At 38.0% G+C, this 12,393-nt stretch carries 11 protein-coding genes and 1 pseudogene; all 12 read left to right on the top strand.

Annotated elements, in window-relative coordinates:
• The first annotated feature begins 102 nt into the window (after positions 1-102).
• The 12 genes and pseudogenes from KP712_RS01890 (at position 103) to KP712_RS01945 (ending at position 12,295) form a co-directional block, all read left to right on the top strand.
• Entirely contained in the window at positions 103-2,058 is a 1,956-nt protein-coding gene (locus tag KP712_RS01890; protein WP_111407309.1) for a site-specific recombinase, read from the top strand.
• A gap of 37 nt (positions 2,059-2,095) precedes the next feature.
• Positions 2,096-2,194, top strand: a pseudogene (locus KP712_RS09215) (IS3 family transposase); the annotation flags it as partial.
• Positions 2,195-2,272: 78 nt separating this feature from the next.
• Positions 2,273-3,220, top strand: coding sequence for a 2-hydroxyacid dehydrogenase (locus KP712_RS01900; RefSeq protein WP_048952630.1), 948 nt, complete (start codon positions 2,273-2,275; stop codon positions 3,218-3,220).
• Complete coding sequence (locus tag KP712_RS01905; RefSeq protein WP_111407310.1) at positions 3,220-4,401, top strand: lipoprotein-releasing ABC transporter permease subunit; 1,182 nt, start codon at positions 3,220-3,222, stop codon at positions 4,399-4,401. The genes KP712_RS01900 and KP712_RS01905 overlap by 1 nt, the downstream gene beginning before the upstream one ends.
• Positions 4,402-4,422: 21 nt before the next feature.
• Positions 4,423-5,712: an adenosylmethionine--8-amino-7-oxononanoate transaminase gene (gene bioA, locus KP712_RS01910; protein ID WP_165818729.1), complete on the top strand. Its 1,290-nt coding sequence runs from the start codon at positions 4,423-4,425 to the stop codon at positions 5,710-5,712.
• 8 nt (positions 5,713-5,720) lie between these two features.
• Positions 5,721-6,863, top strand: coding sequence for an 8-amino-7-oxononanoate synthase (gene bioF / locus KP712_RS01915; RefSeq protein WP_111407312.1), 1,143 nt, complete (start codon positions 5,721-5,723; stop codon positions 6,861-6,863).
• Positions 6,864-6,872: 9 nt separating this feature from the next.
• On the top strand, positions 6,873-7,520 hold the full coding sequence (locus KP712_RS01920; protein WP_111407313.1) for a DUF452 family protein: 648 nt from the start codon (positions 6,873-6,875) through the stop codon (positions 7,518-7,520).
• Complete coding sequence (gene bioC, locus KP712_RS01925) at positions 7,508-8,287, top strand: malonyl-ACP O-methyltransferase BioC (protein ID WP_215770495.1); 780 nt, start codon at positions 7,508-7,510, stop codon at positions 8,285-8,287. Before KP712_RS01920 ends, bioC begins: the two co-directional genes overlap by 13 nt.
• 12 nt (positions 8,288-8,299) lie before the next feature.
• Positions 8,300-8,941, top strand: a complete 642-nt coding sequence (bioD, locus tag KP712_RS01930) for a dethiobiotin synthase (RefSeq protein ID WP_215770496.1) — start codon at positions 8,300-8,302, stop codon at positions 8,939-8,941.
• 81 nt (positions 8,942-9,022) lie between these two features.
• Positions 9,023-9,706, top strand: coding sequence for a lipoprotein-releasing ABC transporter ATP-binding protein LolD (gene lolD, locus KP712_RS01935; protein ID WP_215770497.1), 684 nt, complete (start codon positions 9,023-9,025; stop codon positions 9,704-9,706).
• Positions 9,706-10,956 (top strand): lipoprotein-releasing ABC transporter permease subunit LolE, encoded by a 1,251-nt coding sequence (gene lolE, locus KP712_RS01940; RefSeq protein ID WP_111407316.1) that lies wholly within the window; start codon positions 9,706-9,708, stop codon positions 10,954-10,956. The genes lolD and lolE overlap by 1 nt, the downstream gene beginning before the upstream one ends.
• 193 nt (positions 10,957-11,149) lie before the next feature.
• A complete protein-coding gene (locus KP712_RS01945) occupies positions 11,150-12,295 on the top strand; it encodes a 5-methyltetrahydropteroyltriglutamate--homocysteine S-methyltransferase (RefSeq protein ID WP_111407317.1) in 1,146 nt (381 codons plus the stop codon).
• Positions 12,296-12,393 lie beyond the last annotated feature (98 nt).

Consider the following 12,393-nt stretch of genomic DNA (forward strand, 5'->3'; position numbering starts at 1 on the left):
TTTTTTGGGGGGGCAGATCGCTTTTTCCGCTAATTTTTACTTTATCCAACAGCGCTGTATAATGTCACGCTTTTGAATATAAACGATATGAGGGGGAAGCTCATGATTAAAATCGATACCTTACCGCAATTTTTACGTAACAAAGTGGCGGAAAACGATGCCTTTGGTCTCGTGGAAGGCTTGTGCCAATTATTACGTAGCAGCCCCACAGAAAAAATTGCTCCGACTTTGCATTTGTTTAAGTTTATCTTAAAGAACGATAAAGAATTAGGCTGTTCTGTTTCGAAATTATTATGTGGTTGGTTATGTGGTTTACGCCTTTACCCCTTGTTTATTAGTAGCGGTATCCTTACACGTGGCGGTTTTGGACAGGAGATGAAAACACGTATTTATGAGCGTTTTAACCCCTCTTTTAAAGATATTAATGATTTACGTGATATTTTTTATTTATTATTTAGAGATAAAAATGATGCACGCTGGATTGATGCTGTTCCTTTAAAAACGTGGCGAGGTGTATTTGGCGTCTTAACCCGTTGTACAGAACAAAAAGATCGTGAGCGTTTAAAAAATCATATTGAAAGTGAAGGGTTATTTGCCATTGAGATGCTTTCAATTTGGATTGCTGCTGAAGATATGGATCCTGAGCTGATGCGAATGGAGCCTTCTCTGTTGAATGCAGATTCCCCTTTTGTGGCATTGCACCATGAAGTGGTGAATTGGTTACAGGCGCACCGCCAATCAACCGTTTTTGATGATAGCCATTTACAGGTAATGTTTAACCAATGTAAAAAATTGGTTGAGCGTTTGCAAAAACGTGGAGCAGTGGTGGGCTCTTCTTTAAATACGGCTTATTTATTGGAGCGTCTTTCTCAGACCTTAGAACGATTAGAAATCTTGATGGCGATTTTTGTTTCAAATCGCTATTTACCACGCCGAATATTGTTATTAACTGGCTGTTTTGCCCGCACAGCAGCAGAAAAACATAGCATTACCCGATTATGGAAACAAAGCTCTAGATTAATTTCACGTAGCATTACCCAAAATGCGGGCGATCACGGCGAGCATTACATTACTCGAGATAAAAAAGAGTATTGGGCAATGTTTTATTCTGCGGCAGGTGGTGGTGTATTAATTGCACTGATGGCGCTATTTAAAATCTATCTAGGCAGCATTATTGATGACAAAGTCTGGAAAGGGCTTGCCGAAGGCTTAAATTACGGCTTAGGTTTTATGGTGATCTTTATGTTGCATTTTACGGTAGCGACGAAACAGCCTGCCATGACTGCAGCCCGTTTTGCTGAGGCTGTTGAGAAAACGCCTCAAGGTAAAAGCGTCAATATGAAATTAGCTCAATTATTAGTGGATGTATTTCGCTCTCAAAGTATTGCGGTGCTAGGTAATGTCCTCATTGCGATGGGCTTAGCCGCATTGATTGCGTTTGGTTACCAATATAAAACAGGTGAGCCATTGATGAATGCTGATCAAATTGCTTATCAGTTGCATAGCATTGATCCTTTTGCGGGAACCTTATGGTTTGCAGCCATTGCGGGGGTGTGGTTATTCTGCTCAGGGATTATTTCAGGCTATTTTGATAACCGCAGCAATTATTTGAATATGCGTATTCGTTTAACCCAACATCCGTTATTGAAAAAATTAATGTCTGAGAAATTTCGCGTTAAATTTGCTAATTATATGCATGAGAATTATGGCTCGCTTATCGGTAACCTTTGCTTTGGTATGCTGCTTGGTATTACGGGTGTGGTAGGTTACTTAATGCACCTTCCGTTAGATATTCGTCATGTGGCATTTTCATCTGCGAATGTAGGCTATATTGCTGTGAGCGGACAATTCACCTATTCATTGCTTTTACAATGCATTGGTTTTGTATTGTTGATTGGTTTAGTTAATTTAATTGTCAGTTTTTCATTAACGCTTTGGGTTGCACTGCGTTCTTTGAATGCGGAAATTGATAGCTGGTGGCCAATTTGGTATGAAGTTTGTCAAATTGTAAAAAAACGTCCATTAAGCTTATTTCTTCCTATTCAATTAGATAAATAATCGGCTTAAGTGATCTGTACCCCACTCTCGGACTTATCACTCAATCGCTAAATTACAGGCTAAAATTGAAGAATATTTAGTGTATTACAACCAAAAACGAATTAAACTTGCTTTCAAAGGATTGAGTCCAGTGTAATACCGAGCTCAATATTTAAGTTAACTAACCTGTCCAACTTTTGGGGGGCAGATCACTTTGTATATAAAAGTAGAAATGATGAATATCGTCTTTTTAGATAGTACGGCTATCCCTAAACATATCCCTATTCCTCGTCCAAGTTTTGCGCATACTTGGACTGAATATGAGTATACTTCTTATGCTGAAACGATTGAACGAGCGAAAGATGCTGATATTGTTATTACGAGCAAAGTCATTTTTGATCGAGAAATGTTAAAACAATTACCTAAGTTAAAGTTAATTGCGATTACTGCAACTGGTACAAATAATGTTGATCTTGTGGCTGCAGAAGAAATGGGCATCGCCGTGCGCAATGTGACAGGTTATTCCAGCACAACAGTACCAGAACATGTCATGGGATTAATTTTCGCTTTAAAACACAGTTTGGCAGCTTGGTTACGCGATCAAACGGAAGCAAAATGGGCGGAAAGTAAACAATTTTGTTATTTTGATTACCCAATTACAGATGTGCGAAGTTCGATATTAGGCGTATTTGGTAAAGGTTGCTTAGGGACAGAAGTGGGGCGTTTGGCTAATGCCGTGGGAATGAAAGTGCTTTATGCAGAACATAAAGATGCCACTTTTTGCCGTGAAGGTTATATGCCCTTTGAGGAAGTCTTAAAACAAGCGGATATTGTGACGTTGCATTGCCCATTAACCGAAACAACCAAGAATTTAATTAATGCAGAAACTTTATCTAAAATGAAAAAAGGTGCATTTTTGATTAATACAGGGCGTGGGCCTTTGATTGATGAACTTGCATTAGTTGATGCGTTAAAAACGGGGCATTTAGGCGGAGCGGCTTTGGATGTAATGGTAAAAGAGCCACCAGAAAAAGATAACCCATTAATTTTAGCTGCAAAAACTATGCCTAATTTAATTATCACTCCGCATATTGCTTGGGCGAGTGATAGTGCAGTGACAACATTAGTTGGCAAAGTAATGCAAAACATCGAAGAATTTGTACAACAATTAAATCAAAAATAATGAATTTTCCTATTTCTCTTTATATTGCACTACGTTATTGGCGTGCTAAAAGTGCGGATCGTTTTGGCCGATTAGTGACTAATCTAGCAAGCCTAGGGATTGTGCTAGGTGTGATGGCATTGATTATCGTGCTTTCTGTGATGAATGGATTAGAAGGTTACCAAAAACAACAGGTGCTATCTTCCATTCCTCACGCGATTGTGAGTGAAGAACAGCCCATTTCTACAGAAAAAACATTAGAAAATTTACCGCACTTTATCCAAAAAGCGGTGCCGATCAATACAACAAATGTGATTTACCAAACGACAAAAGGCGTGAGTGCAGGACAAATCATTGGTATTCAATCATTTTCTGATGATCCTTTGGTTGAATCTTTTGATCAGACTAAATTTAATGAAATTTTACCGACTGGTGAATTTAAATTGGTCATTGGTGATAAACTGGCACAAAAATTGGGCGTGAATATTGGGGATAAAATCCGTTTGATGATTACGGAAAATAGCCAATATACACCATTCGGTCGCGTGCCAATGCAGCGTTTATTTACGGTTAGCGATATTTATTATGATTATGGCGAAGCATCGGGTTATGAAGCCTTTGCTAATATTACAGATATTGGTCGCTTAATGCGTATTCAACCTCAGCAAGCGCAAGGGTATCGTTTATTTTTGAATGATCCGTTCCAAATTACAGAACTCCCACAACATTTCCCAACACAAACAATCACGGATTGGCGCGTACAAAAAGGTGAATTTTTCCAAGCAGTGAGAATGGAAAAAAATATGATGGGATTGCTGATTAGTTTGATCATTGTCGTGGCGATTTCTAATATTGTCACCTCTTTAAGTTTAATGGTGGTGGATAAACAAGGGGAAATTGCGATCTTGCAAACTCAGGGCTTAACAAAATCCCAAGTGCGTTCAGTGTTTATTTATCAAGGATTACTGGTGGGATTTGTTGGCACATTGCTCGGTGCTATTTTAGGTGTTTTAGTCACCTTGAACTTAACGGAGATTGTAAGTGAGGTAAATCCACAAGGTGTTTTTTTACCGACAGAATTGTCTTTTATTCAAATGATTTTTGTCATTGGATTTTCCTTGTTGCTTTCTTTACTTTCTACCCTTTATCCCGCTTATCGTGCAGCGAAAGTCGAACCAGCAGCTGCCTTGCGATACGAATAAGTTTTTAATGGTAAATGAATGATGGATGAACAATCAATTTTAGCTTTTGATACACAACATATTTGGCATCCTTATTCTTCAGTTTCTTCTGATATGCCGCTTTATGCGGTAGAACGTGCAGATGGCGTGATAATAACCTTAAAAGATGGTCGTCGTTTGATTGATGGCATGTCTTCTTGGTGGGCGGCACTGCATGGTTATAATCACCCTCGTTTAAATGCAGCGGCACAGAATCAGTTGGCAAAAATGAGCCATATTATGTTTGGCGGTTTTACTCATGAGCCCGCGGTGGAATTAGCTCAATTATTGGTAAAAATTTTGCCAAATAGCTTAGATAAGATCTTTTTTGCTGATAGTGGTTCTGTTGCTGTGGAAGTGGCGATGAAAATGGCTATTCAATATCAGCACGCTAAAGGGGAAGTACAACGACAAAAATTTGCCACCATCTGTTCGGGTTATCATGGCGATACTTGGAATGCGATGTCGGTGTGTGATCCAACCACTGGGATGCATCATTTATTTCATCATAGCCTGCCCGTACAATATTTTCTTCCTCAACCCAATATTCCATTTAATGAGTCTTGGAATGATGGAGCGATTGAACCTTTAGCTGATTTACTTAAGAAAAAAGGTAGCGAAATCGCCGCACTTATTTTAGAGCCTGTCGTGCAAGGTGCGGGCGGTATGTATTTTTATTCGCCAACTTATTTAGTGAAAGCGCAAGCGCTTTGTAAACAATATGGTGTATTGCTAATTTTTGATGAAATTGCCACGGGTTTTGGCCGTACAGGGAAATTATTTGCAGCCGAGCATGCTGGGATCTCGCCAGATATTATGTGTATCGGTAAAGCCTTAACGGGTGGTTATTTAACTTCATCAGCAACCATTACGACCACTGAAATTGCGCAAACTATTTGTCGCGGTGAGGCTAAATGCTTTATGCACGGACCCACTTTTATGGCAAATCCGTTGGCCTGTGCAATTGCGGTAGAATCTATCCGTTTATTGTTGGAAAGCCCTTGGCAGCAAAATATTCAGCGAATTGAGTCTTCCTTAAAACAACAGCTTTCGCCTTTAACTGAAAAAGATTATGTCAAAGAAGTTCGTGTATTAGGGGCGATTGGGGTGGTTGAAATGAAAAGTGCGGTAAATATGAAAACTTTAGTCCTACGTTTTGTGGAACAAGGTGTTTGGATTCGACCTTTTGGAAAATTGGTTTATGTAATGCCACCATTTGTGATTAAAGATGATGAACTTCAGAAATTAATAGAAGGCATGATTCTGGCTTTAACGCAGGAATATGAACATTAGGATAAAAAATGGATGCTTTTAAACAGCAACTGGAACAGCTTAGGGCACAAAATCAATATCGTTCAATTCCAGACTTAGTTCATCAAGGACGATATATTACGCGAGAAAATCGCAAAATGTTGAATATGTCATCTAATGATTATTTAGGTTTGGCATCAAATGAAAATTTGCGCCAGTCTTTTTTACAGCAATATGGCGATAATTTTCCTTCTTTTACCAGTTCTTCGTCTCGTTTATTAACGGGAAATTTCCCTATTTATACCGATCTTGAACAGCTCATTGCTCAACGTTTCCAACGAGAAGGCGCTTTATTATTTAACAGTGGCTATCACGCCAATCTTGGTATTTTACCGGCGTTGACGACAACAAAAAGTTTAATTTTGGCAGATAAATTAGTGCATGCCAGTATGATTGATGGCATTCGTTTAAGCCAATGTGAGTTCTTTCGTTATCGTCATAATGATTATGAACATCTAAAGAATCTGCTCGAAAAAAATGCTGGAAAATTTGACCGCACTTTTATTGTGACGGAATCGGTTTTTAGTATGGATGGCGATGTAGCTGATTTAAAACATCTTGTGCAACTGAAAAAACAGTTTCCCAATACTTATCTTTATGTGGATGAAGCCCATGCAATAGGCGTTTACGGTAAAAACGGATTAGGTATTGCTGAGCGAGCTAATGTGATATCTGATATAGATTTATTGGTTGGCACTTTTGGCAAAGCCTTAGCTTCAATGGGGGCTTATGTCGTCTGTGATCAAATATTAAAAGCGTGTTTGATTAATCAAATGCGCCCATTAATTTTTTCAACCGCACTTCCGCCGTTTAATGTGGCTTGGACTCATTTTATTTTTGAACGATTGCCACAATTTTCAAAAGAAAGAACGCGTCTTGAGCAGTTAAGTGCATTTTTACGCCAAGAAGTGGAGCATAGAACGCAAATAATGCCAAGCCAAACTTGCATCGTTCCTTATATTTTAGGCGAGAATGAAGCAACCCTTGCTAAGGCGAAAGCTCTGCAAGAGCAAGGTTATTATTGCTTGCCGATTAGACCACCGACAGTACCAAAAGGTACATCCAGAATACGATTATCTTTGACGGCAGATATGACAATGGATGAAGTAAAACAGTTTGTGGCATGCTTATAAGGAAATAATGTGAAAACGAAATTTTATGATCATCAAGGTGAGCATTTAATAGTTTATTTTGCTGGTTGGGGGACACCTCTTGATGCTGTAGCTCATTTGATTTTGCCAACAAATCACAATTTATTAATTTGCTACGATTATCAAGATTTGAAGTTAGATTTTGATTTTTCTGCCTATCAGCAAATTCGTGTAGTGGCATGGTCGATGGGTGTTTGGGTGGCTGAGAGAGTATTACAAGGAATCACCTTACAATCAGCAACAGCAGTGAATGGCACAGGTTTACCTTGTGATGATGGCTTCGGTATTCCCTACGCCATTTTTAAAGGCACATTAGAAAATCTCGCAGAAAATACTCGTTCAAAGTTTGAACGTAGAATCTGTGGTGACAAAGTATCTTTTGAACGTTATCAACAATTTTCTGCACGACCATTTAACGAAATTCATCAAGAACTCACCGCACTTTTTGCGATGATTCAGCAGGATAAACGCACAGATCTTATTCACTGGACAAATGCATGGATTAGTTCTTGCGATAAAATTTTTATGCCAGCTAATCAGCACCAATATTGGACCTCGCGTTGTGCCGTTCAGGAAATAGAAGGTGAGCATTATGTGTTTTCAAGATTTACCCACTGGTCGGCATTATGGAATCATTAACTTCCGTAGATAAATCGCGCATTCAACAAGCCTTCCAAAAAGCCTTAAATAGCTATGATGAACATGCGTTAATTCAACAAAAAATGAATATTAAGTTAATGATTCATTTGCAAGACTATTTACCAAATGGATCATTAGATAGCGTATTGGAGCTAGGTTGCGGTTCTGGTATGTTGAGTACGTTGTTGCAAAAACAGATTTCGGCCAATTATTGGTTATTTAATGATTTGTGCGATGTGCGCGCTCTACTCGCTGAAAAGCTGATTCAACCCTTTAATTTTTATTGTGGTGATGCAGAGAACTTTCCTTTTCAACAACAATTTGATTTGATTGCAAGTGCATCAGCTGTACAGTGGTTTCATCATCCTGACAATTTTATTTCCCATTGTAAAACAGGATTGAAACCTAATGGTTTATTGGCGATGACGACTTTTGGTGAAGATAATTTAAAAGAGATTCGCCAAATGACGAATGTGGGGTTAAGTTATCCTAATTTATCTCAATGGCAAAATTGGTTAGCCAATGATTTTGATCTTTTATGGCATGACGATGTTAATGTAATACTAGAGTTTGGTACGCCATTGGATGTACTCAAACATCTGAAATATACCGGTGTAACAGCGACTAACCAGAAAAATTGGACAAGAAAAAATCTCAACAAATTTATTGATGATTATGTGAAGGCTTTTAGTTTGCCATCGGGTAAAGTGGGGTTAACTTATCATCCATTGTTTTTTATCGCACGTTATTCTCGTGCTGGAAATTAGTAGGGCGTATTTATGGGCAAGGTTATTTTTGTATCGGGCATTGATACCGATGTAGGTAAAACGGTTGCAACAGGCATTTATGCTAAAAAGTTGATGGAACAAGGCTTTTCCGTTATTACACAAAAAATGATTCAAACAGGCTGTAAAAATATTGCTGATGATTTGCTTGTACATCGAAAGATTCAAGGCATTGATTTGACGGAAGAAGATTTACAAGGCGAAACCTGCCCTTATCTTTTTGAATATCCTTGTTCTCCTCATTTAGCGGCAAAGCTCGAAGGGCAAGAAATTAGTGAAAAAATTATTGAAAAATCCACCGCACTTTTGGTAGAAAAATATGATTATGTATTGTTGGAGGGGGCGGGAGGATTAATGGTGCCTTATTGTGACGATGAGACGACGTTAGATTATATCCAGTCAAACAATTACCCTTTGATTTTGGTGACATCGGGAAAATTAGGTAGTATTAACCACACATTATTAAGTTTAGATGCCTGTCGTTCTCATGGGGTGTCAGTGCTAAGCGTAATGTATAACGGTTATCCAGAATACGATCCTATCATTAGTCAAGAGACGCAAGATTATTTAAAGGGTTATCTTAAAAAATATTTTCCTGAAACGGGATTTGAATACTTTGGGCGCATTGAAATTTAAGCTCAGGAAAAAGTGTGATAGACTCGCGCCAGTTTTTAATGAGATGATTTGCTGCTAAAGTGCGGTTAAAACGAGTAAAAAATGAATAACTATTTATTAAAATGTGAAAATATCAATAAATTTTATCAAGAAGGTGAAAATCAAACGCAAGTGTTAAAAGGCGTTTCTTTTTCTATGGAACCTGCAGAGTTGGTGGCGATTGTGGGGAGTTCTGGTTCAGGAAAAAGTACGTTATTGCATACTTTAGGGGGACTTGATCAGCCAAGTAGCGGGGAAGTGTTTATTAATGGACAATCCTTGCAAAAAGCATCGGCTAATGAATTAGCTGCTTTGCGTAATCGTTATTTAGGATTTGTGTATCAATTCCATCATTTAATGGCAGATTTTACCGCACTTGAAAATGTGATGATGCCGATGTTGATTGGTCATCAAAATAAAACAGAAGCGAAAGATCGTGCCGAAAAAATGCTAAGTTCGGTGGGATTAAGTCATCGAATGACGCATCGTCCTTCTGCACTTTCTGGTGGAGAACGTCAGCGTGTGGCTATTGCACGAGCTTTAGTGAATAATCCATCGTTAGTTTTAGCGGATGAGCCCACCGGGAATCTCGATCACAAGACCACAGAAAGCATTTTTGAACTTATTCAACAACTTAACCAAGAGCAAAATATCGCTTTTTTATTAGTCACTCACGATATGGGGCTTGCTGAAAAATTATCACGCCGTTTAGTTATGCAAGATGGTATTTTGAAGGAAGGTGCATAATGAATACGCCTTTTTTCATTAGCTGGCGTTATCAACGTGGTAAGCAGAAAAATCCTTTAGTTGCGTTAATTGCAAAATTTTCTGCAATTGGCATTGCGCTGGGTGTTGCCGTTTTAATTGTTGGATTAAGTGCGATGAATGGTTTTGAGCGTGAGCTTAATCAACGAATTCTTGCTGTGGTTCCTCATGCAGAGATTTTGTCTGCGTCCAATGCGACGGATCCAACCATTCACCATTGGCAAAATTTGGAAAAACGCTTACAACAAAATGCCCAAATTAAAGGTATTTCCCCTTTTGTTAGTTTTACTGCATTGGTAGAAAATGGTTCAAAACTGAAAGTGGTTCAGGTGAAGGGCATTGAAAAACAAGCAGAAGATCGTGTGAGCTCTCTTGGTAATTTCGTACAAGAGCAAGGCTGGGATAAATTTGGGAAAGAAGGTGGATTAGTCTTGGGAGCGGGGATTGCTAGAGAACTTGATGTAAAAGCGGGTGATTGGGTTACTTTACTTATTTCTCAGCAAAACGGCGATGAACAACTTGCTCAACCCACTCGTGAACGCGTGCAAGTCACTGCAATTTTACGTTTAGATGGACAACTTGATTATAGTTATGCCTTATTACCGCTTGCTCAAGCACAAGAATTTTTGATTTATAAATCAGATCAAATAACAGGTGTTGAATTGAAATTAGATGATCCTTTTTCTGTAAAAAATCTGGATTTATCTATGCTTAACGACTATCCACAGATGCTTTATATTCAAAACTGGATTGGTAAATTTGGTTATATGTATCGCGATATTCAACTTATTCGAACAGTGATGTACATCGCTATGGTGCTCGTGATTGGGGTGGCATGTTTTAATATTGTTTCTACGCTGATTATGGCGGTAAAAGATAAGCAAGGCGATATTGCCATTATGCGCACGCTTGGGGCGAATAATGCGTTCATTAAACGTATTTTTATTTGGTATGGCTTACAGGCCGGAATGAAAGGTTGCTTAATTGGTATTGTGTTAGGCATTATACTTGCATTAAATCTGACAACTTTTATTCAAGGCATTGAGTGGGTTATCGGTAAGAAATTGTTATCGGGAGATGTGTATTTTGTCGATTTTTTGCCAAGCGAGTTACATTGGTTGGATGTTTTGATGGTTTTAGTTGCAGCGCTTGCATTGAGTTTAATTGCTAGTCTTTATCCAGCAAGCCGAGCAGCTAAATTACAACCAGCCCAAGTATTAAGTAGCCATTAATTTTGTGAATACCGCATGAACGTGCGGTATTTTTAATATTGTAAGAATCTGCTTTCAATGACTTATATGAAATTTATTTCTTAAAACCATAAAGAAAATTCATATACATCTAGATGGCCAAAACTTCAATCGCTAGATATTCTTTGTTAGAATCGACCTCATTTCATTTAAAATTTAATTATAGGAAAGCATCATGAGCAAATTATTTCCAAATGCCAAAATTCGAACTCAAGCCCCTTATCGTTTTGATATTGTCGGAAGCTTTTTACGTCCAGAAACATTAAAACAAGCACGACATCAATGTAGCTGTGGCGACATTTCTTGTGCCGACTTAACTCAAGTAGAAGATAGTGAAATTTCAAAATTAGTTGAGCATCAAAAGTCAGTGGGATTATCTGCTGTAACAGATGGGGAGTTTCGTCGAACTTTCTGGCATCTTGACTTCTTAGCCGCTTTAGATGGTGTAAAAGAAGTGGATGTAGAAAAATTTTCGGTACAATTTAAGCATCATAGTGTCCGCCCAAAAACTTTACGTATTGTTGATAAAATTGATTTTTCTGAGAATCATCCATTCATAGCACATTATCGTGCTTTACAAAAAATTTCAGGTGAAACAGAAGTAAAATTAACCATTCCTTCTCCTTCCATGTTGCATTTAATTTGTACAGTACGTGAAACAGATTATCATCCTATTGCACGTTATCAAGATAATAATCAATTATTACTTGATGATATTGCTGATGCTTATATTAAAGCAATGAATATTTTCTATGCTGCAGGCTGTCGCAATTTGCAATTGGATGATACAAGTTGGGGTGAGTTTTGTGCTGAAGATAAACGCAAGGCCTATACAGAGCGAGGTTTAGATCTTGATCAAATCGCAAAAGATTATGTCTATATGATTAATAAAATTGTTGCGGCTAAACCAGCTGATCTAGCTATTACAATGCATATTTGTCGAGGTAATTTCCGTTCTACTTGGTTCTCTGCTGGTGGTTATGAACCTATAGCAGAAATCTTATTTGGCCACTGTAATGTAGATGGTTTCTTCTTAGAATATGATAGTGATCGTGCGGGTGATTTTAAACCGTTACGTTTTATTAAAAATCAGCAAGTTGTTCTAGGATTAGTGACATCCAAATCAGGTGACTTAGAGAATCGTGATGAAATTATTGCACGCATTAAGGAAGCAACACAATATGTCGATATTAATCAGCTTTGTTTAAGCCCTCAATGTGGTTTTGCTTCTACAGAAGAAGGCAATATTTTAACTGAAGAACAACAATGGAAAAAATTAGAGTTTATCCGTGACATCGCTGAAGAGGTCTGGGGAAAATAAATATATTTATTTCCAATGTTATATAAAAATAGCCGCATAAAGTGCGGCTATTTTTTTACTTGTTTTAAATATTCTAAAAAATTGCTTAAAACCTGTTC

The organism is Haemophilus sp. SZY H68 (assembly GCF_018829685.1).
GTDB classification, from domain to species: domain Bacteria; phylum Pseudomonadota; class Gammaproteobacteria; order Enterobacterales; family Pasteurellaceae; genus Haemophilus; species Haemophilus haemolyticus_K.

What these genes read in the sequence shown, in the direction of transcription:
- KP712_RS01890 (WP_111407309.1), top strand. Translation starts at nt 103, where the DNA reads ATGATTAAAATCGATACCTTACCGCAATTTTTACGTAACAAAGTGGCG.
- KP712_RS01900 (WP_048952630.1), top strand. Translation starts at nt 2,273, where the DNA reads ATGAATATCGTCTTTTTAGATAGTACGGCTATCCCTAAACATATCCCT.
- KP712_RS01905 (WP_111407310.1), top strand. Translation starts at nt 3,220, where the DNA reads ATGAATTTTCCTATTTCTCTTTATATTGCACTACGTTATTGGCGTGCT.
- bioA (WP_165818729.1), top strand. Translation starts at nt 4,423, where the DNA reads ATGGATGAACAATCAATTTTAGCTTTTGATACACAACATATTTGGCAT.
- bioF (WP_111407312.1), top strand. Translation starts at nt 5,721, where the DNA reads ATGGATGCTTTTAAACAGCAACTGGAACAGCTTAGGGCACAAAATCAA.
- bioC (WP_215770495.1), top strand. Translation starts at nt 7,508, where the DNA reads ATGGAATCATTAACTTCCGTAGATAAATCGCGCATTCAACAAGCCTTC.
- bioD (WP_215770496.1), top strand. Translation starts at nt 8,300, where the DNA reads ATGGGCAAGGTTATTTTTGTATCGGGCATTGATACCGATGTAGGTAAA.
- lolD (WP_215770497.1), top strand. Translation starts at nt 9,023, where the DNA reads ATGAATAACTATTTATTAAAATGTGAAAATATCAATAAATTTTATCAA.
- lolE (WP_111407316.1), top strand. Translation starts at nt 9,706, where the DNA reads ATGAATACGCCTTTTTTCATTAGCTGGCGTTATCAACGTGGTAAGCAG.
- KP712_RS01945 (WP_111407317.1), top strand. Translation starts at nt 11,150, where the DNA reads ATGAGCAAATTATTTCCAAATGCCAAAATTCGAACTCAAGCCCCTTAT.